General features: G+C 53.2%; 20 protein-coding genes. 10 read left to right on the plus strand and 10 right to left on the minus strand.

What is annotated here, in order from left to right:
• Positions 1-25: 25 nt before the first annotated feature.
• The 5 genes from LQZ21_RS06655 to LQZ21_RS06675 all read left to right on the plus strand — a co-directional run bounded on the left by LQZ21_RS06655 (position 26) and on the right by LQZ21_RS06675 (position 7832).
• Positions 26-529, plus strand: a complete 504-nt coding sequence (locus LQZ21_RS06655; RefSeq protein ID WP_411043472.1) for a TRAP transporter small permease — start codon at positions 26-28, stop codon at positions 527-529.
• The gene (locus LQZ21_RS06660) at positions 526-1812 is read left to right on the plus strand and encodes a TRAP transporter large permease (RefSeq protein WP_411043474.1); all 1287 of its coding nucleotides are present in this window, start codon (positions 526-528) and stop codon (positions 1810-1812) included. The genes LQZ21_RS06655 and LQZ21_RS06660 overlap by 4 nt, the downstream gene beginning before the upstream one ends.
• An 80-nt stretch (positions 1813-1892) precedes the next feature.
• Positions 1893-2972 carry a mannonate dehydratase gene (gene uxuA / locus LQZ21_RS06665; RefSeq protein WP_411043475.1) on the plus strand — a complete coding sequence of 360 codons (1080 nt, stop codon included), beginning with the start codon at positions 1893-1895 and terminating at the stop codon, positions 2970-2972.
• Between the two features lie 10 nt (positions 2973-2982).
• Complete coding sequence (locus LQZ21_RS06670; RefSeq protein ID WP_411043477.1) at positions 2983-4596, plus strand: mannitol dehydrogenase family protein; 1614 nt, start codon at positions 2983-2985, stop codon at positions 4594-4596.
• 569 nt (positions 4597-5165) lie between these two features.
• Entirely contained in the window at positions 5166-7832 is a 2667-nt protein-coding gene (locus LQZ21_RS06675; RefSeq protein ID WP_411043479.1) for a family 78 glycoside hydrolase catalytic domain, read from the plus strand.
• Here LQZ21_RS06675 and LQZ21_RS06680 read toward each other — a convergent pair.
• From LQZ21_RS06680 to LQZ21_RS06695, 4 genes are all read right to left on the minus strand, one after another.
• Positions 7829-9316, minus strand: a complete 1488-nt coding sequence (locus tag LQZ21_RS06680) for a response regulator (protein ID WP_411043481.1) — start codon at positions 9314-9316, stop codon at positions 7829-7831. The genes LQZ21_RS06675 and LQZ21_RS06680 overlap by 4 nt on opposite strands.
• 3 nt (positions 9317-9319) lie before the next feature.
• A complete protein-coding gene (locus tag LQZ21_RS06685; protein WP_411043483.1) occupies positions 9320-11143 on the minus strand; it encodes a cache domain-containing sensor histidine kinase in 1824 nt (607 codons plus the stop codon).
• A 274-nt stretch (positions 11144-11417) separates the two neighbouring features.
• Positions 11418-11750, minus strand: a complete 333-nt coding sequence (locus tag LQZ21_RS06690; RefSeq protein ID WP_411043485.1) for a type II toxin-antitoxin system HicB family antitoxin — start codon at positions 11748-11750, stop codon at positions 11418-11420.
• Positions 11747-12001 (minus strand): type II toxin-antitoxin system HicA family toxin, encoded by a 255-nt coding sequence (locus LQZ21_RS06695; protein ID WP_411043486.1) that lies wholly within the window; start codon positions 11999-12001, stop codon positions 11747-11749. The genes LQZ21_RS06690 and LQZ21_RS06695 overlap by 4 nt, the downstream gene beginning before the upstream one ends.
• Before the next feature lie 389 nt (positions 12002-12390).
• On the opposite strand from LQZ21_RS06695, the gene LQZ21_RS06700 reads away from it, so the two are divergent.
• On the plus strand, positions 12391-13101 hold the full coding sequence (locus tag LQZ21_RS06700; RefSeq protein WP_411043488.1) for a hypothetical protein: 711 nt from the start codon (positions 12391-12393) through the stop codon (positions 13099-13101).
• A 130-nt stretch (positions 13102-13231) separates the two neighbouring features.
• Here the strand turns inward: LQZ21_RS06700 and LQZ21_RS06705 are convergent, their stop codons facing one another.
• A complete protein-coding gene (locus LQZ21_RS06705) occupies positions 13232-14218 on the minus strand; it encodes an aldo/keto reductase (protein ID WP_411043490.1) in 987 nt (328 codons plus the stop codon).
• Between the two features lie 143 nt (positions 14219-14361).
• On the opposite strand from LQZ21_RS06705, the gene LQZ21_RS06710 reads away from it, so the two are divergent.
• The 4 genes from LQZ21_RS06710 (at position 14362) to LQZ21_RS06725 (ending at position 18825) form a co-directional block, all read left to right on the plus strand.
• Positions 14362-15660, plus strand: a complete 1299-nt coding sequence (locus LQZ21_RS06710) for an ABC transporter substrate-binding protein (RefSeq protein WP_411043492.1) — start codon at positions 14362-14364, stop codon at positions 15658-15660.
• A gap of 167 nt (positions 15661-15827) precedes the next feature.
• Positions 15828-16685, plus strand: coding sequence for a carbohydrate ABC transporter permease (locus LQZ21_RS06715; protein WP_411043494.1), 858 nt, complete (start codon positions 15828-15830; stop codon positions 16683-16685).
• Positions 16682-17509, plus strand: coding sequence for a carbohydrate ABC transporter permease (locus tag LQZ21_RS06720; RefSeq protein ID WP_411043496.1), 828 nt, complete (start codon positions 16682-16684; stop codon positions 17507-17509). The genes LQZ21_RS06715 and LQZ21_RS06720 overlap by 4 nt, the downstream gene beginning before the upstream one ends.
• 107 nt (positions 17510-17616) lie before the next feature.
• Positions 17617-18825, plus strand: coding sequence for a threonine synthase (locus tag LQZ21_RS06725; RefSeq protein WP_411043497.1), 1209 nt, complete (start codon positions 17617-17619; stop codon positions 18823-18825).
• A gap of 156 nt (positions 18826-18981) precedes the next feature.
• On the opposite strand, the gene LQZ21_RS06730 is transcribed toward LQZ21_RS06725, so the two are convergent.
• The 5 genes from LQZ21_RS06730 to LQZ21_RS06750 all read right to left on the minus strand — a co-directional run bounded on the left by LQZ21_RS06730 (position 18982) and on the right by LQZ21_RS06750 (position 22681).
• Positions 18982-19815, minus strand: a complete 834-nt coding sequence (locus LQZ21_RS06730; RefSeq protein ID WP_411043499.1) for a cysteine ABC transporter substrate-binding protein — start codon at positions 19813-19815, stop codon at positions 18982-18984.
• A 14-nt stretch (positions 19816-19829) separates the two neighbouring features.
• On the minus strand, positions 19830-20639 hold the full coding sequence (locus tag LQZ21_RS06735) for an amino acid ABC transporter ATP-binding protein (protein WP_486401688.1): 810 nt from the start codon (positions 20637-20639) through the stop codon (positions 19830-19832).
• Between the two features lie 7 nt (positions 20640-20646).
• On the minus strand, positions 20647-21324 hold the full coding sequence (locus tag LQZ21_RS06740; protein ID WP_411043501.1) for an amino acid ABC transporter permease: 678 nt from the start codon (positions 21322-21324) through the stop codon (positions 20647-20649).
• Positions 21305-21964 (minus strand): amino acid ABC transporter permease, encoded by a 660-nt coding sequence (locus tag LQZ21_RS06745; protein WP_411043503.1) that lies wholly within the window; start codon positions 21962-21964, stop codon positions 21305-21307. Before LQZ21_RS06745 ends, LQZ21_RS06740 begins: the two co-directional genes overlap by 20 nt.
• A gap of 285 nt (positions 21965-22249) precedes the next feature.
• A complete protein-coding gene (locus LQZ21_RS06750; protein ID WP_411043504.1) occupies positions 22250-22681 on the minus strand; it encodes a hypothetical protein in 432 nt (143 codons plus the stop codon).
• Between the last annotated feature and the right edge of the window lie 135 nt (positions 22682-22816).

The following is a 22816-nucleotide window of genomic DNA, read 5'->3' on the forward strand; positions in this document are numbered from 1 at the left end:
TTCTCTCTAACTAAAGGTGGATTTTATGCGAAAACTGTATCACGCCCTTTGTAAAGCCGAAGTGGTTGTTTGCGGGACCGGCTTTATATTTTTGGTGGCCTTTGTGTTTTTGTCCGCCATCCTGCGTTTTTTCCGGATTTCCATGTCCTGGAACATCGATCTTGCCATGTTCCTGCTGGCATGGACGGCTTTCCTGGGGGCGGATATCGCCTGGCGGAGCGGTCAGTTGGTAGGGGTTGATCTGGTGACCCGCCGCTTTCCCCGGAAAATTCAAAAGATCGTAGAAATACTGCTTTATATCATTATCCTTTGCGCCCTGGTGGTCATCATGGTCTTCGGTATCCGCCTGGCGATAACCGAGCGGGTCCGAAAATATCAATCCATACCGATTCCCTATTCCCTGGTTACCTTAAGCATTGTGGTTACCGCCCTGTCCATGGTCGTATCCACCATGCTTAAAATCAGGCGCAGTATTTTGAACTTCAATGCGGACTCCAACAAAAACGAAACAACAGGAGGCGCGGAATGACCTTATTGCTCATCTGTTTTGTTGTTTTTCTCGTACTGGGTATGCCTATCGCCTTTGTGATCGGCATCGCGGGGTTCGCGTATTTTTCTTCCGTGGAGTTTCTCAATTTTGAGACCGCCACCCAGATGATCGTGTCCCAGAGCCAATCCTTCGCCTTTCTCGCCGTGCCCTTCTTTATCTTCGCGGGGAACCTGATGAACGTGTCGGGGATCACCCAGCGGCTCCTGAGCCTGGCCCGGTTGGTCACCCGGCGCATGTATGGGGGCACCGCCCAGATCAGCGTGGTGATGAGTACCCTCATGGGCGGCGTTTCCGGGTCCGCCACCGCCGACGCCGCCATGGAGACCCGGATCCTGGGCCCGGAGATGATGCGCCTCGGTTACCGCAAGGGCTATATCTGCGCGGTGAACTGCATCACCGCCCTAATCACCGCCACCATCCCCCCGAGCCTGGGGCTCATCATCTTCGGCTTTGTGGGGGAGGTTTCCATCGGACGGCTGTTTGCGGCGGGGATCATCCCCGGCATTCTCATGATGGTCTTTTTAATGGCCACCACCAGCCTTACCTCCCGAATCAAGCGCTACGATCCCCCCAAGCCGGACGCCCCCCGGCTGACCTTCGGAGAAATCGGCGCAAACCTGAAAGAGTCTATCTGGGCGCTGCTCTTCCCGGTGATCCTCATCGTGGGGATCCGCTTCGGGGTGTTCACCCCTTCGGAATCCGGGGCCTTCGCGGTGGTTTACGCCCTGATCATCGGCAGGTTTGTCTATAAAGAACTGACGTGGAAAAATTTCAAGGAGGCCCTGATCACCACCCTGAAAGATAACGGCGCCATCATGCTGATCATCGCCATGTCCGGTCCCTTCAGCTACGCCATCACCTGGGTAAAGCTGCCGGTGGTTTTGAGCAACCTAATCTTCGGCATCACCGATAATCCCCAGATCCTGGTGCTTATCATGCTGGGCTTCCTTTTTATCACCGGTATGTTCGTGGACAGTAACGTGAACTTCCTCCTTTTAACGCCGATTTTCCTCCCCATGGTAAAAAGCGTTGGTATTGATCCGGTCCACTTTGGGGTGCTGATGGCGACCGTCGTCACCCTGGGGGTGATGACCCCGCCCATTGGATCGGCCCTGTACACGGTGTGCGGCATTATTAACTGTCCCCCGGAGGAGTACACCAAGGCGAGCCTGCCCTTTCTGGCGGCGGTGCTGCTGGAACTGGCGATCCTGGTATTCCTCCCTGGTCTGGTACTTTGGATCCCCAATATGATATTTGGGTAAGGGGGCGATATTCCCAAAACTTTTGTTTGGGGAAAGTTTACGGTAAAGGGGATAATTTTGTATTTTTTGAGGAGTATTTTATGCAAATGACCATGCGTTGGTTCGGACCCGGTTACGATTCCGTTACCCTGGAACAGATCCGGCAAGTGCCCGGTGTTACGGGAGTTATCACTACCCTCTACGGGACGCTGCCGGGGGAGGTTTGGGAAACGGACGCCATTCTTGCCCTGAAAAAAGAAGTGGAGGCCGCGGGGCTTTCCATTGCGGGGATCGAGAGCGTCAACATCCACGACGCCATCAAGACCGGCGCCCCGGAGCGGGAACAGTACATCGAGCATTATATCACCACCCTGGAACGGCTGGGACAGGCGGACATCCACCTGGTGTGTTACAACTTCATGCCCGTCTTTGACTGGACCCGCACGGATCTGGCGAAAAAGCGGGCCGACGGCAGTACCACCATGGCCTATAATCAAAAAATCATTGATACCATTGATCCCGACGCCATGACCAATTCCATCAGCGCCCAGTCCAAGGGCTATGTCCTTGCGGGCTGGGAGCCGGAGCGTTTGGGCAGGCTGAAGGAACTTTTTGCCATGTACAAGGACATAGACGGCGAAAAACTCCTTGCCAACCTGAAATATTTTATTGAACGGATCATGCCGGTCTGCAATAGGTATCACATCAATATGGCCATTCACCCCGATGATCCCGCGTGGCCGGTTTTCGGTCTGCCCCGGATCGTGACGGATAAGGAAAAGCTCCTGCGGCTGGTGGGCCTGGTGGACGATGTTCACCACGGGGTTACCCTTTGTACCGGGAGCCTGGGGACTAATCCCGCCAATGACATTCCCGATATCATCCGGGCCCTCAAAGGCCGCATCCACTTTGCCCATGTGCGGAACCTGCGCCACAACGCTCCCGGCGATTTTGAGGAAGCCGCCCATCTTTCCAGCGACGGTTCCATGGATATTTTTGCCATTGTAAAAGCCCTTTACGACATCGGCTTTGACGGTCCCATTCGGCCGGATCACGGCCGGGCCATCTGGGGCGAGGTTTCCATGCCCGGCTATGGCCTCTATGACCGGGCCCTGGGAGCAACCTATCTCAACGGGTTATGGGAAGCGATTGATAAAATGTCAAAGGGAGATAAAAAGTGAAGGGTGAGTTATGAAACTGAACAATGCGGACTTACAGAACAAAGCGGTCTGGGAAAAGGCGGGGTTTCTTTTGCCGCAATTTGATCGGGATGCCATGATCCGGGCCACCGGGGAAAGGCCCCAATGGGTACATTTCGGGGCGGGGAATATTTTCCGGGCCTTTCCCGCGGCCCTGCAGCAGACGCTGCTGGAACAGGGGATCGAACAAACCGGCATCATCGTGGCCGAGGGTTACGATGGGGAGATCATTGATCGGGCCTTTTTGCCCTACGACAATCTGAGTTTGGCGGTGACCCTCAAGGCGGACGGTACCATAGAAAAACGGGTGATCGCCAGTATTGCCCGAGCCCTACGTCTGGACACCCGTGAGGATTTTGAGGCCCTGCGGGGCATCTTCCGTTCCCCGTCCCTACAGATGGTGAGTTTTACCATCACGGAAAAGGGTTACAGCCTCCAGGGCCGGGGCGGCCTGTTCCCGGAGGTGGAGGCCGATTTCCAAGAGGGGCCCGGATCGCCCAAAAGCTACCTGGGACGCCTGGCCGCCCTCTGCTATGAGCGGTACCGGGCGGGGAAACTCCCCCTGGCCCTGGTGAGTATGGATAACTGTTCCCATAACGGGGATAAACTTTTCCGGGGGGTGGAACCCTTTGCGGTACAGTGGGTTGAAAAGGGCCTTGCGGACCAGGGCTTTTTGGCCTATATCCGGGACCCCGCGCAGGTTTCCTTTCCCTGGAGCATGATCGACAAGATCACCCCCCGGCCCGATGAAGGGGTCCGGAAGATGCTGGAAGCCCTGGGCTTTACCGACACCGCGGGGCAGGTTACCGCAAAAAACACCTACATCGCCCCCTTTGTGAACGCCGAAGAGGCCCAGTACCTGGTGATCGAAGACGCCTTTCCCGCGGGACGCCCCGCTTTGGAACGGGCCGGGGTCCTTTTCACCGACCGGGACACGGTAAACCGGGTGGAAAAGATGAAGGTCTGTACCTGCCTTAACCCCCTGCATACCGCCCTGGCGGTCTTCGGCTGTCTCCTGGGCTATACCAAGATCAGCGAGGAGATGAAGGACCCGGATCTGGTAAAGCTGGTGGAACAGATCGGCTATGGTGAGGGGCTTCCCGTGGTGGTGGACCCCGGGATCCTTTCGCCGAAACAGTTCATCGATGAGGTGCTGCGGGTCCGCTTTCCCAACCCCTTTATGCCCGATACTCCCCAGCGGATCGCCACCGACACCTCCCAGAAAATTTCCATCCGTTTCGGCGAAACCATCAAGGCCTACCTGGCGGACCCCACGCGAACGGTGGGGGACCTGAAACTCATCCCCCTGGTGCTGGCGGCTTGGCTCCGTTACCTCCGGGGTCTGGACGACCAGGGCGCGGCCTTTACCGTAAGCCCCGATCCCCTCTACGAAACCCTCTACCCCGCGGTCGCCGATATCAGCCTGGGGCAAAAGGGCCCCTTCCACCAACGGTTGGAACCGATCCTGTCCAATCCGGCAATCTTTGGGGTGAACCTTTACGAAGCAGGGCTTGGAGAGCAGGTAGAGACCTATTTCGAGCAACTTTTTGCCGGCCCCGGGGCGGTTCGGAGTACCCTGATCGGGGCTTTGGCTTCGGTAATTTAAACGGGAAGTTAACCACGAACCACACGAACAAAGGAGAGAAATAGTAAGAAATAACCACAAAGGCGAAGAAGGGGGAGAAGAGTTAGGAGAGAGGAATGAGGAGAGGTGTTTCTTCCTGTTGGGGCATAAGCGGAATATCGGAGCAAAAGATAGAAAAAACACGAACCTCCCGAACACCACGAACAAAGAGGAAGAAATAACCACAAAGGCGAATAAGGCGAAGAAGGAAAGGAAGAAAAGTTAGGAGAGAGGAATGAGGAGAGGTGTTTCTTCCCGTTGGGGCATAAGCGGAATATCGGAGCAAAGGACGTGTAGAGCCTGTCAATAGTTCGTGATTACACGCTTCAATTCTTCACTCTCCTATCTCCTATCTCCTCTCTTAACTCTTCTTCCCTTCTGCGCCTTCGTGGTAAATTTCTTAATTCGTCTTAATTCCGTATGTGAAGACCCGTTGGTTTCAAAACGTACTTTTTTTTAAGACCACTTTAGATTATTCTATGAGGAAGTATTGATTTATTCATTGACCGGCCGGAGCCGGCGGGGTGTATCATTCCATCATGGAGGAACTTATGGTACGTTTGAAGGATCTTCGGGTAGAATATCGGACTAATCCGATTGATGTGGGTACCGGTACGCCCCGGTTTAGCTGGAAAATTGAATCCGATGGCCAAGGGGTCAAGCAAAGCGCTTATACGATTGAAGCTGCGTTGGATGGCGGATTCGGTTCTCTCCTCTGGCAAAGCGGGAAGGTCCCCTCCCGGGAATCCCACCTGGTACCGTATGGGGGTGCGCCCCTGGAATCGGCGAAACGGTATTTTTGGCGGGTAAAAGTCTGGGACAACCAGGGCGCGGAAAGCCCCTGGAGCGAAACTGCCTTTTTTGAAACCACCCTGCTCAGGGCCGATGAGTGGCAGGCGGTCTTTATCAGCGCCGAGGATGAAAACGCCGGGGCAAGTTCCGCGGGGACCCTGCTGCGGAAGGAATTTGTTTTATCCGCCGGCATCAAGTCCGCCCGGCTGTATGTGAGCGCCAAGGGATTATACCGGGCTGTGGTGAACGGCCGCCGGGCAGGGGCCGAGGTGTTGAGTCCCGGCTGGACAGAATACCGGGAACGCATCCTCTTTCAAACCTATGAAGTAACGGACGCCGTGAGCCCCGGAGCCAATGTCCTGGGCCTGATGGTGGGCCCCGGCTGGTACAAGGGGGACCTCGCCAGTTGGGTTGGCAAGCGGAACGTCTTTGGAAAACGTACCGCCGTAATCGCCCAGCTCCGGGTGGAGTACGACGACGGCAGGGTGGAGTTTATCCCCACCGACGCAAGCTGGCAGGGGGCGCCGGGCCCGGTGGTGTATTCGGAGATCTACCACGGCGAAACCTATGACGCCCGGCTGGAACAGCCCGGCTGGGACCGGCCCGGTTTCGCCGGGACCGGCTGGAAGCCCGCTGCGGTCGAAAGCAGGGACACGGGGATCCTGCGGCCCCAGGACGGCCCCCCGGTAAAGGAGCAGGAACGCCTCAAACCCCTTTCTCTTTTCACCACCCCCCAGGGGGAGCGGGTGATCGATTTCGGTCAGAACCTATCAGGCTGGGTACGGTTTAAGGTGCAGGGCAAAGCCGGGGACCGGGTAAAGCTCCGCCACGCCGAAATATTGGATGCGGCGGGAAATTTTTACACCGAAAATCTGCGGCGCGCCAGACAGACCATCGAATACACCCTCAAGGGCGGCGAGCCTGAAACCTATGCGCCCTTCTTTACCTTCCAGGGCTTCCGGTACATCGCCGTTGACGAATACCCCGGTACGGTGGATATTCATAACTTTGAGGCAATCGCCATCTATTCGGACATGCGTCCCGCCGGGGAATTTACCTGTTCCTATCCGAAACTCAACCAGTTTATCAACAATGTCCGCTGGAGTATGAAGGACAATTTTGTGGACATTCCCACCGATTGTCCCCAGCGGGATGAACGGCTGGGGTGGACCGGGGACGCGGAGATCTTCTGCCGGGCCGCCGCTTACTTCATGGAGATCGCCCCCTTCTTCAAAAAATGGCTCCGGGACCTTGCCATAAGCCAGCTTCCCGACGGCCAGGTTCCCCATGTGGTGCCCGATGTCCTTAAAAACATAGCCAACGTGGATGATAATATTACCCAGGAAGCGGGGGCCACCGCCTGGGCCGATGCGGCGGTGATCATCCCCTGGACCATCTACACCTATTTCGGTGACCGGGAGATCCTGGAGGAACAGTACCCCTCCATGAAGAAATGGGTTGAATACATCCGCGGCGTTGCCCAGGACGGGCTTTTGTTCAATACCGGTTTCCATTTTGGCGATTGGGTTGCCCTGGATGCCAAAGAGGGCAGTTACTTCGGTGCTACCCCCAATGATCTGACCGCCACCGCCTTTTACGCCTATTCCACCTCCCTGCTGGCCCGGTCGGCGGCGATCCTCGGCAAAACAGAAGACGCGAAGAAGTACCAAAAACTTCGGGAGGATATTGGGGAAGCCTACCAAAAGGAATTTTTTACCCCCGCAGGGCGGCTCGCCGCCTCGACCCAGACCGCCCACATCCTCTCCCTGGCCTTTGACCTCGTGCCGGCGGCCTATAAACAACGCACCGTGGATACCCTGGTTTCCCTTATCGGGGAGCAGAACAATCATCTGACCACGGGCTTTGTGGGTACCCCCTTTGTGTGTCAGGTCCTGGCGGATAACGGCCGCCTGGATCTGGCCTATGAGCTGCTGCTAAAAGAAGATTTCCCCTCCTGGCTCTACCAGGTTACCATGGGGGCCACCACGATCTGGGAGCATTGGGACGGCCTAAAGCCCGACGGGACCATGTGGAGCCCGGACATGAATTCCTTCAATCACTACGCCTATGGCGCGATAAGCGACTGGGTGTTCAGTACCGTGGGCGGCCTGGACACGGACCGGGAAAACCCCGCCTTTGCCCACAGCATACTCCGGCCCTGTCCCGGCGGCGGCATCACCTGGGCGGAGACCACATACGAATCGGTCTACGGCCTCATCGCCCTGCGCTGGGAGATCGCGGGCGGGAAGATCACCCTATCGGTGACCATACCGGCCAACACCGAAGCGGAACTTACCCTGCCTCGGGCAGTACCGGGCAGCATCGGCGGCCTAGCCTTTGCCCCGGCCAAGGGTGGCGCAGCAGCGGTACTCGGTTCCGGGAGTTATTCCTTTGCGTATCCCTGGCAGGAGCAGCCTATTACTTAGTATGAAGTTGTATTGATCCGGATATAGTCTGAGGGCGATTGTCCGGTAACGGAGCGGAAGACACGGCTGAAATAAAACTGATCCGTAAAGCCGGCCAGGGCGGCGGCATCTTTGATCAGGGTGTCTTTCTCCAAAAGATAGTCCTTGGCCTTTTCGATCCTGAGGGAGGTAAGATAATTGTTAAAGGAAAGGCTCGTATATTTTCTGAAAAGGCGGCTCATGTAGGTTTGGGAGATCCCAAAATGTTTACATAACGATTGCAGCGTTACGGTTTCGTTCCCGTGGGCGTTGAGGTATTCCCGGATAAGCTCAAAAAATTCAGGGGTATCCACCTTGCTGATCCGCTGCCGGGGGTCGGGCAGTAATTTTTCCAGAATGAAAAGCAGGCTCTCCCGGAGTTCCTCATAGGAAGCGGCGTAAAAAAACGCGTCGTCGATCATAAATTCAAAGCCCTCATCCCCGGCGGAATTTTTAAATTCCCGGCGCAGCGTATCAAAGATCGACCGCACCGTTTCTTCCACATATAATTGGGTTTGTCCCTGGGCTTCCCATTTTTTCAACTGCTCCACTAATAAAGACCGGACAAGCTCGATTTTGTTTTCTTTGAGGTAATAGCCGAGCCGCTGCTTGAGTTCCCCGTCGGGCGGGGGATAGTTAACGCGCTGTTTACCATGGTGGGCGCCCACGGCGATAAGCTGGGTTTTTCCGATTACCAAACGGCGGTCCAGGGCGGCATAGAGGGCGGTGATTATTTCCGGCAGCTCCTCAATGGGAAACGCCTCATGCCACACCACGGTGGTGGTGTATCCCGGTACATCCCGGTGCAGCCAATTTGCCGCTTCCAAAACCGAAGCCGAAAAATAAGAGGCTCCGGATGCAAGACGGAAGTTTTCCATCTCATCCCGTCCGTACATATCAATGGTTTCCCCTTCAACCCGGCATTGGGCCTGGGCAAACATATTGCAGCGGAACCGGCCCGGGAGTCCGTTTTTTCTGCTGATCGCCGCGGTATAGTCCGAAGCGGGGAACTGTTTTTTCAGGGCCTCCCGGTCAGGGGGCTCGTTATTGATGAGGGAGTGGACCAGGGGCAGCAACCGCTGGCCTATGGCGTCGTTGAGGAGGGGAATGATCCGGTTCAACGCAACGGTCATTGACTGGGGACTTATGGGTTTGAGGAGATAATCGGCGGCCCCGTATTGCAGGGCGGTCCGGGCATACTCAAAATCCTGGTAGCCCGAGAGGATCATGGTTTTCACCTGGGGCAGCTCCCGGTGGAGCTGCACGATCAACTCCAGGCCGTCCATTATGGGCATCCTGATATCGGTGAGGAGCAGATCCGGATGGTAAACCTGCGCCAGGGCAAGGCCCGCCGCCCCGTTGTCCCCGTCGGCAACGATCTCAAATTGGGGGCAGTAGAGCCGGATAATATCGTGGATGTTTTCCGCTGCCGCGGGTTCATCCTCCACCAGCACGATACGGTACATACCTCAACCTTCCGCCGGCGCCGGCAGCCGGAGATTCCGGGTAACCGGCTCGGGACTTTTCTGCATGCCGATGGTAACCACCGCTCCCTCCGCGGCATTGGCAAGCCGGAAGATCACGGTATCGCCGAATAAGATCAAAAACCGGGTGTATATGTTAAGCAGCCCCATCCCGCCGATATCCAAATTCAAATTTGCCTCCCCTACCCGGCTTTTTATTTCCGCCATCCGCTTTTCCAGCGCCGCTTTCCCGGTTTCGGAAAAGCCCCCGCCGTTGTCCCGTACCTCCATATACCAGTAATCCCCCGCTATCCAGCCCCGCACCGACAGGACCATGATCCGGGGGGAATTTTTAAACCCATGGGTAATGGAATTTTCAATAAACTGCTGCAACACGATTTTGGGGATCCGTTGTTCCAGTACCGCTTCCGCTACCTCAATGGTGTATTCCAGCTTATCCCGGTACCGGGTTTTGAGCAGGTAGAGGTAACCCTCCAGGTAGTCCAGTTCTTCCCGGATGGTCACCAGCCGTTGGGAGGTACCCGCGGCATACCGGAGCATGGAGGCGAGTTTTTCGCAGATCCCGCAGATCTCCTCATCATGGTTGATCACCCCCCGGTGGGATATAACGTTAAGCACATTGTAGATAAAGTGAGGGTTAACCTGGGCCTGGAGGGCGTCGAATTCCGCCTGCAGGTGGAGCAGGCTCATCTGTTCTTCCTGGCGGAGGGCGTGGTTAAGCCGCTTCAGCAGGTGATTGTAACTGTTACAGAGCTGGACAAATTCATCATCGGTGTATTCAATAACCATCCCGCGAGCGGGACCATGGTCAAGGTTGTCCAAATTCGTCTGCTCTATCCGGGTGATAAGCTGCCCTATGGGAGCGGTTACCCGCAGGGATAATAAGCGGATCACCAGGATCGATACCAGGCAGATGAACAGGGCCATGATTATGGTAACCCGGGTGATGTCTTTAACCGCCGCGGCCATGGTTTCCCTTCCCTGGACGACCATAGTATACGTGTCGGTATAGGAGGAATAATAGGAAGCGGCGATGTTTTCCCCTATTTTGGATACCGGCGGCCCCTCCAAGCCGGGCTTGGTTTTGACCAACTGTTGCAGTGCGGCGTTGGTATCGCCGCCAAGCTGCGAATAGAACACCTCCCCCCTGCCGTTGATCACCGCCACTTTGACCGCCCCATCCTTGTTGAGGCGGTACAGGTCCTCCAGAATATGTTCCGGCTTTTGCACTTCGATATACGCGGCACGGTTATTGCCCATGATAAGCCGGACTATGCTGAATACCCGCCGGGGATTCCGGTAATCCCAGGGGTCGTCATAAGCGGGGAACAGGATCGCCCTGCCCTGGGCCGCATCCACCCTGGTGATGTCGGGGATACCGGTAAGGGCGGCGTCTCCATCGGGAATGGTCGGCGACTGAAGGTTGCTGCTCAAGAGGTCGCCGTATTCGGTAAAAAAAGACACCCGGTGGAAATTCACGTTATTACAATAGGTGGAAAGGGCAGTCCGGATCTCCTGTTTTGCCTGGGTAATAAGGGAATGTCCCTGTCCGCTCCGATCCGCCCGGGCAAGGGTGGTCATGGCGGAGAGGGTCTTGCTGTCGGAGAGGAGAAATTCGGTGATAAAGACCATGGGCCGCACAGCTTCATCGAGCTGATGGGACATATTTTTGCTAAGCACATCCAGGTCCTGGCGGGTAAGGGTTTCCAGGTGTTTCAGGTTGTAGATCTCGAAGATAAAGGCTATCACTATTATAAGGGCGGTAACCAAAAGAGAATAACTGATCATAAGTCTGGACCTGAAACGCATAGCTTATTATAGGGTACGAATTTTTTTTTGTATAGAAAAATTTTTCCCCAAAACAATTTTTGCTGGATTTTTCATTATCGATTATTGGATTATCCATGGGCCGGACACACATGGGATCTGAAATTGAAGGAATTTTAACAAAAACAACCCATGCGGTCTCCTTACTATAAATATACCATAAAAAGGGATCATGTATATTCCTGTGCCGGATTTTTCAACACCATATACCGGGTCCGGCATCCCCTCTGTTTTCCATGGAGAATTTCACCAAGGACTAATGTGCAGCGGCAATTTCATCAATGATAGCTTTTTCTACGAAGCTGTTTATTGAGATTTTTAGTTTTCTGGCTTTTATTGCCACCTCTTTATGCAGCTCCGGTGACAATCGCAGATTGAATTTTCCTGAATAGGGTTTTTCCGGCTCCACCCCTTCTTCTTTACACCATGCCAGATAATCTTCAACGGAATCCTTAAACGCCTTTTCGATCTCCGCCGCGGTGGTTCCCTGGAAGGTAATAACATCCCTGGTATTTATAATATCACCATGGAACAATTTCGCTTCCGCGTCATATTCAACGGTTCCTAAATATCCTTTATACTCCATCATGGCTCAACCCCCGCATTCTCCAAAAATCTTCTTACAGAGCTAACGGCGCCCTTATCGGTTGTCTTCCGGGGATGCGGCCGGTGAAACACCGCCCGAACCTCTTTAAGTTTAACCCGTAATCTTGATCCCGTTCCCTCCGATATTTCAGCGCCTAAAGCGGTCAAAAGGCTTTCAATATCCGGCCATAAAATGTTGGATGGTATGGGATTTCTGAATATCAATTCAAAAGTCTTTTGCTGCTTTGAATTCATGTTTTTATGGTACTATATACTGATACCATTGTCAAGGTAATGATGGGGGCGCTTTGGAACAATTCACTTTTTTCCTTTTGTGCCGGATTTTTCAGCATTGATTGTTACATCCTCCATACACAACGGCAAAATTTCAGTTTTATAATTTTTAATCGTTATAGCAATCAGGAATGCGGGTGCGGCCCGCAGGTTCACGGCTGCAACCCGCAGGTCTACGGCTCAAGCCCGCGGGTTCACGGCTCAAGTCCGCAAGGTTACGGCTAAAACCCGCAGGTTCGCGGCTCAAGCCCGCAGGTCTACGGCTCAAACCCGCAAGGTCACGGCTCAAGCCGAGCCGATAAAAAACCAACCGGGGTTTGAAACGGGCTCATATTTATGGAGGTAATCAAATGAGTACAGATTGGTATCCCCGTTCGCGGGACGGACAAATTCACCTGGTAGACACCTGGCTTACGGTGTTCCAAACCAAAGCATCGGCGTGGAACATTCCCCCGGCAAATGTTACCAGCCTGACCAACGCCGACACCAACGCCAAAAGCATGCTGGCGGTAGTGAAAAGCGGGGAACGGACGGCGGCAAGCGTGGTTGAGTGCAACGAAGTTTTCAAGGAGATGGAGACCGAAGCCCGCTTTATCAAAAAACATTTCCTGCTGCTGTCGCCCTTGGCGCTGGCAGATCTTCCGACCCTGTTGCTGCCCTTACCCGATAATACCCCAACCCTGGTCCCGCCGCCCGCCGGACAGCCCGTCCTAACCATCACCTACTCCGGCGGCCCCCATGTGCTGATAGTTCATCTTGTACCGCTTCCGGGGACGAAACCGCCGGACAGCCGAGGCGACTACGACTGCGCCCTTTACCGGGGCGTTATGCCCCAGGGCGGGGCGGCGCTGGAACAGGCCGCCGGAATGAAGCATTGCTTGATGAAGGAGCCGCTTTCCGGCGATGAGTTGCTGCATTATCGCTTTACCCGCCGGAAAAAAGAACTGGTAAACTTCGACGCTTCCAAATCCGGTATGACAACCTTCTTTTGCGCCCGTTACGAAAACCAAAAAGGCGAATATGGGATATGGGGATCGGTAGTGTCGGCTATCATTCCGTAGGGGAACGAAAAATTAGTGTTTGCAACGGTAATGTTTTAGTGGAAACAAATTGTGTTGGATTTTTCAGCAGCAATTGTTATATCCTCCATATACAACGGCTGAATGAGGGGTTTATCATTTTTTCAATACTCTAAAAAATGAAATCACCCGCATCAAAATCAATTTCCTGACTACCCATGGCATCCTCAAGATGGGCGGCTTTTGAAGGGCCAATCAGCGGAACTATGGTAAAATTCTGTGTGAAATAAAAACCAAGGAGTATCTGGGAAATAGACGCATGATATTTTTCCCGGAGGGTTTTTATCTTCTTGGCGATCTCCATATTTTTAGGTGTATAATAGGGGCTGGTTTTTAACTCTTCCTCTCTACCTGCCTCAACCCAATGGAAAAAACCGCTACAAGTTCCGAAATAAGGAATGGCGGTATTATTCTGATACTCCAAATGGTAGCGAAGCATAGCCTCATCCATGGCAGCCATGGTATTATCACCAAAGGGGTTCATATATTTACTGGCAATATTAAAAAGCATTTGATTGGCGATAAAACCCCGGAGGCTATGCTCCTTCGCATAAGCATCAGCCTCAAGCATACGTCCGGCTTTCCAGTTTGAACAGCCGTAATAGCGTATCTTGCCCGCCTTACGAAACCCCTCCATCCGTTCCAGAAGTTCTCCGGCGGACTGTCCGATATCATCACGATGATAAAAGTAGATGTCTATAATGTCAACGCCCAATGTTTTTAGGCTTAACTCCAGATCGTGTTCCATATCCTTCTGCCCCATGCGGTTTGTGTACATATTGTCCATATTCGGATGTCCGCCCTTAGTGACGAGGACTATTTTATTCCGCTTGCCCTCGCGGCGCAGCCAGTCACCGATGACGCGCTCGCTCCGCCCCTTCTCCGGGGAAACCCAGTCAGAATAAATACGAGCGGTGTCAATCATGCTGCCCCCCAGATCCAGAAATTGATCAAACAGGCGGTCAGCATCAGTGCCATCGTAGGCAAGTCCCGCATTCGCGGTACCCAAGGCTATAGGGAAGACCTTTAATTCAGTACCCGGAAGCTGAATCATCTTTATCATAATTTTATTTTTACTATATTTTCTGATTTTGTACAATAGGACTGTGAACGGTTACAAAAAAATTTTGACGGAAGTAATTTGTGCTGGATTTTTCAGCGGCAATTATTATATCCTCCATATACAACGGCTGCATGAAGGACTTACAATTTTTTCAATACTATTTAAGGAGAAGGTTGAAAATGAAGACAAAAATTTTGATTGTTCTTTTGATCCTTGCCGTTGGTCTGGCGGCATATGCCGGAGGCGGTTCCCAGGGATCTTCTTCCGGTGGTACAAAGTCCGCCGGAAAGCCGGTGGTTAAGATATCGCTCGATAAGGACAACTATTCTACTAGCCTGGAGGCGGTCCTGAACGTGGCGGCGGCGAAATTAGGCTTCGAACTGCAAATGGAAATCGGGGTCGGTGGAAGTGAGGGGTCCAATATGTTTAAAACCCAGCTTGCCACCGGGGATGTGCCGGATATCTTTTTGTACAATACCGGTTCCCTGTTTCATGTACTTAATCCTGAACAGAACATGGTGGATCTGACCGATGAGCCCTGGATGGCCCGGGTAACCGATTCCTTTAAAATTGCCGCTTCTTCAAAGGGCCGCGTATACGCTGTACCCTTTGGCTCCACCACTGTCGGCGCTTGGCTCTACAACAAGCGGATATACCGGGAACTCGGCCTCCAGGTACCCCATACCTGGAAGGACCTTCTGTCTAATTTGGACAAAATCCAGGCAGCTGGAAAGACCGCCCTCATCGGAGCCTATAAGGACACCTGGACTTCTCAGCTTATTGTCTTAGCGGATGAGTATAATGTGAAAGCAGCCCTGCCCAACTACCCCGCTGACTATACCGCCAACAAGGTAAAGATCGCCACGACCCCTGCGGCCCTGCGGAGTTTTGAGAAACTCTGGGAAACCCGGAAGTACTTGAACAAGGATATGCTTGCCACCACCTATGATCAGGGAGCTGAAATGCTCGCTACCGGCCAGGGCGCTCATTGGCCCATGACGACGATGGCTCTGAATACTATCCAAGTCAATTATCCTGAATATATCAACGATATCGGCGTATTCGGCCAGCCCGGGGATGATCCCAACAACCATGGCCTTACCGTATGGATATCCCACGGCTGGTATATTTACAAGAACAGTCCCCATGTGGAACTCTGCAAGAAAATCCTGGAATTTTATATCTCTCAGGAGGGGATCGATATCTACAGTTCCAAGATAAAGCCCGAGGGCCCCTATTCCGTCAAGGGGATCAAACTCCCCGCGGATTCCTATCCCGCGGTACTGGAAATGCAGCCCTACTTTGATGCGGGTAAAACCGCCCCGGCCCTGGAATTTGAGTCACCGCTCAAGGGCCCCAATCTGGAGCAGATCTGCGTTGAAGTTGGTACCGGGATCACCGAGCCACGGGCAGCAGCAGCGACCTATGACGCGGACGTGCAGAAACAGGCGATTCAGTTGAACTTGCCCGGTTGGTAGGACCTGGTAAAGATTAAAAGAGCTGATTAAGAAAAACCGCAAAGGCGCAGAAGGCGAATAAGGATCGATTTTTTCTTCCTTCTTTGCTTTCGCCTTTGTGGTTAACTATTCTTCTTCGCTGCTTTTTCTCCATGTCATGTAATTTAGTTTTAACCGGAGTATACAAATTGAAAAGCAGGATCTACAATGTCTGGTTTTTAACGCCCCTCGTGATTATCTATACCGTTATTTTTATTTTTCCCACGATCATCTCGTTCTTTTTCAGCATGACCATCTGGACCTTGACGGACTTTCGTTTTGCAGGGTTGTATAATTTTAAAACCTTTTTTTCCGAATACAGTCTCCGCATCGGGGTGCAGAACACCCTGTTGTACGCCGTACTAACCTGCGGCTTTAAAGCGGTTTTTGGCTTGGGGCTGGCGGTACTCCTCACCTCATCCATAAAAACAAAGCATATCATCCGATCAATTTTGTTTTTTCCCAATTTGGTAAGTACCATCGCGGTGGGACTCACCTTTAGCGCCCTGATGCATCCCACCCGGGGCCTTTTTAATACCCTGCTGGCGGGTCTGGGCATTGCGGGACCGGACTGGCTGGGGAACACCAGTATCGCCCTTCTTTCGGTGATCATGACCGACGTATGGAAAGGGGTCGGGGTCGCCACGGTGATCTATATTGCGGGGCTCCAGGCCATACCGGAAACCTACTACGAGGCGGCGTCCATTGACGGGGCCGGGGGATTTCAGCGGTTTAAAAACATCACCCTGCCCCTGGTGCGGTCTTCCATAAACACCGTCATCATCCTTGCCTTTATCGGGGGGATCCGTACCTTCGATTTAATCTGGACCATGACCAAGGGCGGTCCTGGTTTTGCCACCGATACGATGGCTTCAATAATTTATAAACAGTACGCCTACGGATTCTACGGCTTATCCACTGCGGGTAATGTGGTAATGCTCATCATGATCGGCCTTATTGTTTTTCCCCTCTATAACTTTCTCATCCGCCGGGAGGTTGAAATATGAAGAAAAAAACCCACATCCTGCTGACCGATATAGGGGCCATGTTTTTCTGTTTGGTGATCTTCGCGGCGCCTTTTTATTTTATCTTCCTCAACTCCGTCAAGGATCGCCGGGAAGCGGGGCTGATGAATCTGGACTGGCCCGGCGCCTTTCATTTTGAAAACTACGCCGAGGTGATCGCCACCCAGAACTATATGCTTATCCGGGCCTTTTATAACAGTATCATTATCACCGCCGGTTCCATCCTGCTGCTTATCGCCGTCTGTTCCCTGGCGGGATATATCCTCCAACGGGTGACCAGTAAGCTGATGACGGGGATCAACTTCCTCATCCTCACGGGGCTCATGCTGCCCCCGGCCATTCTGCCTACCATCTGGGTTATGCAGGTTATCGGCATATACCGTTCCCTTTTCGGGATGATCCTGGTGGAGGTTGCCTTGAACATTCCCTTTACGGTCATGCTCTACCGGGGTTATACCGCATCCATTCCAAGGGAGATTGAGGAGGCCGCCTATGTGGACGGCTGTAACTCGGTGCGCCTCTTTTCACAAATTATTTTTCCCCTGCTCCTGCCGGTGACCGCCACCGTAACCGTGCTTTCGTCGGTCAACATTTTTAACGACTTTGTAAATCCCCTTTACTTTCTGCCGGGGGGTCAAAACCCTACCGCCCAATTAACCCTCTACAATTTTATGGGCCGTTACGCCAGCTCCTGGAATCTGCTTTTTGCCAATGTGGTATTGATCACCATCCCGCCGCTGCTGCTGTTCATCTTTTTTAACAAGAAGATCATTGCCGGCATTACCGCCGGTGCGGTAAAGGGGTAATATTGATACAGGGAGAAAGAGAATTCGACCACAAAGGCGCGTACGGCGAATACGGAAAGCGAAAGGGGAATTGACGCTTCATAAAACCATGGCTATAATGAAGATCCATGAACACCAAAAGTTGTATTACCGGGCTTGTTTGCCCAAAATGTAACAAACCCTACAATCACCGGGAGTTGCAGCATCTCTGTCAATGCGGATCCCCCTTGCTGGCCGAATATGATCCGGAGAGGGCGGCCAAAACCGTTAATCCCGGGATCATCAAAAGCCGCCCGGCCACGCTTTGGCGGTATGCGGAACTGCTGCCGGTGCTGGACTCCGAAAATATCGTTTCCCTGGGAGAAGGATTTACGCCCCTCACGCCCCTGCCCCGGATCGCCGGGAAATATGATCTGGGTAATTTGTATATGAAGGATGAAGGCATTATTCCCACCGGGACCTTCAAAGCCCGGGGCGCGGCGGTGGGAGTATCCAAGGCAAAGGAACTGGGGGTCCGGGATGTGGCCATGCCGACCAACGGCAATGCCGGCGCGGCCTGGGCCGTCTATGCCGCCCGGGCCGGTATCTCGGCGCATATTCTTATGCCCGAGGACGCGCCCCTCATTACCCGGAACGAAAGTGTCGCCGCCGGAGCGCAGGTTCATCTGGTCCGGGGGCTTATAAGCGACTGCGGAAAAATCCTTGCCCGCTCCATCCCGGCCAACGGTTGGTACGATGTCAGCACGTTAAAGGAACCTTACCGCATCGAAGGCAAAAAAACCATGGGTTATGAAATTGTGGAACAGCTGGACTGGCAGGTTCCGGATATTATCGCCTATCCTACCGGCGGCGGCGTCGGGATTATCGGAATTTACAAGGCGCTGCTGGAAATGCGCCGCCTGGGCTGGATCGGGGACAAACTGCCCCGGCTTGTGGCGGTCCAGGCTGAAGGCTGCGCTCCCATTGTGGAGGCTTACCGGAAAAAAGCGGGGGAAAGCGAATTTTTCCCCCATTCCCAAACCATCGCCTTCGGCATCAATGTCCCCAAAGCCCTGGGGGATTTTTTGGTACTAAAAGCCATCTACGAGACCGAAGGCTGCGCCGTCGCGGTGAGTGAAAACGAAATCACCAACGCTATTCTGGAATTGGCCTCACTGGAAGGAACCTTTGTCTGTCCCGAGGGAGCGGCGGCAATGGCGGGTCTTAAAAAACTGCGGGACGCGGGCTGGCTAAAAGCGGAAAAAACCACGGTTCTGCTGAACACCGGCGCCGGCATCAAATACCCGGACACCCTGAAATTCGATTTACCCTACTGTCCGGTGGATGGGACGATATAACCCGGACATAGCTAAAACCCCAATCAGGCCCGATGCGTTATTACCGTGGCGGGCCCGAGGGAAAGGCATGGCAGCGTCAACACAAATAAGCCCGCTGCCCTTCATTCCGAAGAATAAAACTGTTTACGGGTAGCATCCGGTGGTCTCCTGTCTTTCCTATTTTACCACACCCTGCTCAACCACCACTGATTCGGGATCAACGGTATCGCCGTAAACGGGGAGCAGGGTAGCCCGGTAATCATCGTGGAAAAAATTGGGCCCGATGCCGGAACTAATCTCCTGGTTAAGCCAAGCCAGCAGCGCCTGGTTACCTTTTTGTACCGCCGGGGCAATGGTGTCGAGGCTGCCGATGGAACCGATGCGGGTGGAAAAACCGGGGTTCTGAATAGCCCAGGCAAAGAGAAGGGTGTTGTCCTGGGACAGCGCCGCGCCCCGGCCGTCCTTCAGCGCATTAAAGGCTTCGGAGATCTGATCGAATTTTACCAGCTCGATCTGGGGATAGTGCTCCGTAAAATAGGTCTCCGCGGTGGTGCCCTTGATGACGATAAGTTTTTTTCCCTCTAACTGGGAGATCTCCGTAATGGGCGCCGAGTCCGGAGAAACGATGCCCAGGGCAACCTTCATATAGGGTAGGGCAAAGTCAACCACCTCCGCCCGGGCGGGGGTTACGGTAAAGTTGGCAAGGATGATGTCAACCTTGTCGGACTCAAGATGCTCCACCCGGCTTGCGGGTTCCACGGTTACAAATTCGATGGCGTTCTCGTCGCCTAAAAGATCCTTAGCGATGCGGTGGGCAAAGTATACGTCGTAGCCCTGAAACGTACCCTGCGCGTCCACATAACCAAAGGGGTGCTTGTCCGCAAAAACGCCTATCCGCACCTTCCCGGCCTGCTTGATCTTTTCTATCGAATTGACCGCTTCTTTTTTTCCGCCCGCGAAGGCCGAAACCGCCGCGGCAAGAACCAAAACACCGAAGATAAATTTCTTCATACTGTCCTCCAAAATTAAAATTGAAATATATTTAAAAACCGGCAGCCCCGTTCCGTTTTAGGTTTGGCGAAAAAATCATCGGGCGGGCTATCCTCGACGATTTCTCCGGAATCCATAAAAACGATCCGATCTGCGACAGCTTTTGCAAACTGCATTTCATGGGTAACAATGACCATGGTCATCCCGCTCTTTGCCAATCCCAGCATAACATCCAGAACCTCCCGTACCATCTCGGGGTCCAGGGCCGCGGTAATCTCGTCAAAGAGCATTATTTCCGGCTCCATCACCAGGGCGCGGATTATGGCGGCCCGCTGTTTTTGTCCCCCGGAAAGCTGCCGGGGAAAGGCGGTGCGCTTCTCGTACAAACCAACCCGTTCAAGCAAAATCCTGGCCGCCTCTTCGGCCTCCTTCCGTTTCCGCTTCTGCACCTTCAGCGGTCCCAAAAGAATATTATCCAGCACCGTCATGTGCGGAAAAAGTTCATAGCTCTGAAACACCATGCCAATCTTCTGCCGGATAAACCGCCAGTCGGTTTTTCCCGTGTTTAATACCACGCCGTCCAGCAGGATCAGTCCGGATTGAACCGGTTCCAGCCCGTTCATGCAGCGCAGGAGCGTACTCTTTCCGCAGCCCGATGGACCAAGAACCACCACCACTTCCTGCTTGTTTATCCGCAGGGAAAGATCCGTAAATACGGGAATACCGTCATATTCCTTACGCAGATGGGCAATCTCCAGCAGAGGCGCCTGGGGAACCACTACCGTTTTGGAAATGGTTTTAACCGTGCCGGTTTTTACCGCATCCCTGATTATCGTATCCGCCATAGCTGCCTCAACTTTGCCACCGCCGTTCCAAATATCTCGATAAATGGGACACGGGCATGCAGAGCATAAAGTAGAGAAAAAATATCAACCCATAGACCCAGAACGCCGCAGTAGGACTCTTCAAAAAATTTGTTTCAATAATCTGCTGACCAACCTTGAGCATTTCCACAATGCCGATGAGCACCACTAGGGAGGTGGTTTTTATCATCCGGGTGGTAAGGTTAATCGCCCCGGGTATAAGACGGCGTACCGCCTGGGGAATGATGATATACTGGTACAACCGGACCTCCGAAAGTCCCAGGGCATGGCCGCTTTCATACTGATGCTTGTGGATGCTGGTAACCGCGCCCCGGACCATGTCTCCCATCTCGGCGGTTCCCCAGAGGGTAAACACCAGGATCGCCGATGCTTCCCCGCTCAGGTTTATATGAAAGTTCCGGGCCAGGCCGAAGTAAAAAATAAAAAGCCATACCAGAACGGGAATAATCCGCAGGGCCTCCAAATAAAAATGGCAGAGAAACCGCACAACCGGATTCCGGCGGGTCATAAGAATCCCAAAGAAGATACCCAAGACGGTAGAAAAAATTACGGCGGTAAAGGCGATCCGGGCGGTAACCCACAGGCCCAGCAGGATCCGCTGCAGGTTTACCCCTTCAATTAAAACCTTAATTCCCAAATCCTGCATAGCGCAGCCTCTTTTCCGCAAACCGGAATAATCCCGAAAGGGGAAGGATCAAAATCAAATACCCGGCTACCAGCATCAAAAGCGCCTCGTTGGTTTTGTAGTACAAGCCGATAAGGTCTTTGGCCAGGGACATCAAATCCGCCAGGGCAACGATGCTGACCACACTGGTTTCTTTCAATAGAAAAATCACATTCGCCCCCAGGGCAGGGACCGCTATTGCCAGGGCCTGGGGCAGTACCACATACCGGATAAGCTGGGCCCGCGAAAGCCCGATGGAGAGGCCCGATTCCAGCTGCCCCCTGCCTATCGCCTCCAGCCCTCCACGGAATGCCTCCGCCATATAACTGCCCCCCAGAAAGGACAGGCCGATTATCGCACAGGTAAAAGAATCGAAGGTAAGCCCCATCCGCGGCAACCCGAAATAGAGGAAAAAAAGCTGAATTACCAGGGGCGTATTTCGGGAAAGTTCTATATAAACCCCCGCGATCTCCCTCAGCAGGGGAATACGATAATACCGGACAATGGCGCAAAAAAATCCTATTACCAGGGAAAAGACTACCCCCAAAAAACAGAGCTTAAGCACAAGCCCCATGGCCTCAACATACAGGGGAGCAAATTTTACTATAAACGCCCTATCCATCTTTGCCTCGTATAATTCCTATAAAAACCATAGAAATAATTATAATACTAATATTATATGTTTAATATGAAATATGCAAGGGCTCTATCCAAAAAATTTTGAAAAATGAGGAGGAAGCTAAAAGTTGAAAAATAAGAACTAATGGAATTTAACCACGAAGGCGAAAAGTAGACCGCTACGCGGTCAATTAAGTGAGAAAAAGGGAGGGAATACTTCATTTTTTCCTGATTTCGACTTCCTTCTTCGCCTTTGCGGTCGAATTTCTTAAATTCCTACCGCCTTTTCTTACCGCAAGAGCTCCTCTGTTCCGGTTTGCCGGATTTGCAGGACCGTAACCGCCCCGGCGCCGAAGATACCCTCCATCAGCTCGAGGACGGCCTTGTTGACATGGTGTTGTAACTGAACCGGATGGTAAAGCCCACAGAGCCGGGTCAGTGCTGCTTTTACCTCCGGCGGCAGCGCCTCCGACTCCAGGAGACGCTGGCAGGGGCTGCAGGGTTCGTCATATTTTTTGATCTCTTTGGAACCAACCTTTATTTTGCTTGCAAGCTTCATGGTGGGCATGAAGAAATTGAGGAGGGGGACCAGGGAGCGGTAGACCCCGGCAAGGCGGGCCTGGAGGGCATCCCCCTCCAGGCGGTCATAGCCGACATACTCGCGGACAACGGCGCCGTTTTTTTGTTCGACTCGGACCAGAGGTCCGCAAACAGTTGTCATTTTTCTGGTGGTCTCTTGAACGGGTAAAGGGGATGGGGCAGGCCGGGTTGCGGAGCCAGTCGGAGATGACCTGGTTGATAAATTCGCTGCCGTTATCGCTGTGGAACTCCCTGAGCGGGAAGGGAAGGGTTGCGT

Source organism: Treponema sp. TIM-1, assembly GCF_046533115.1.
Lineage (GTDB): Bacteria > Spirochaetota > Spirochaetia > Treponematales > Breznakiellaceae > JAIRMO01.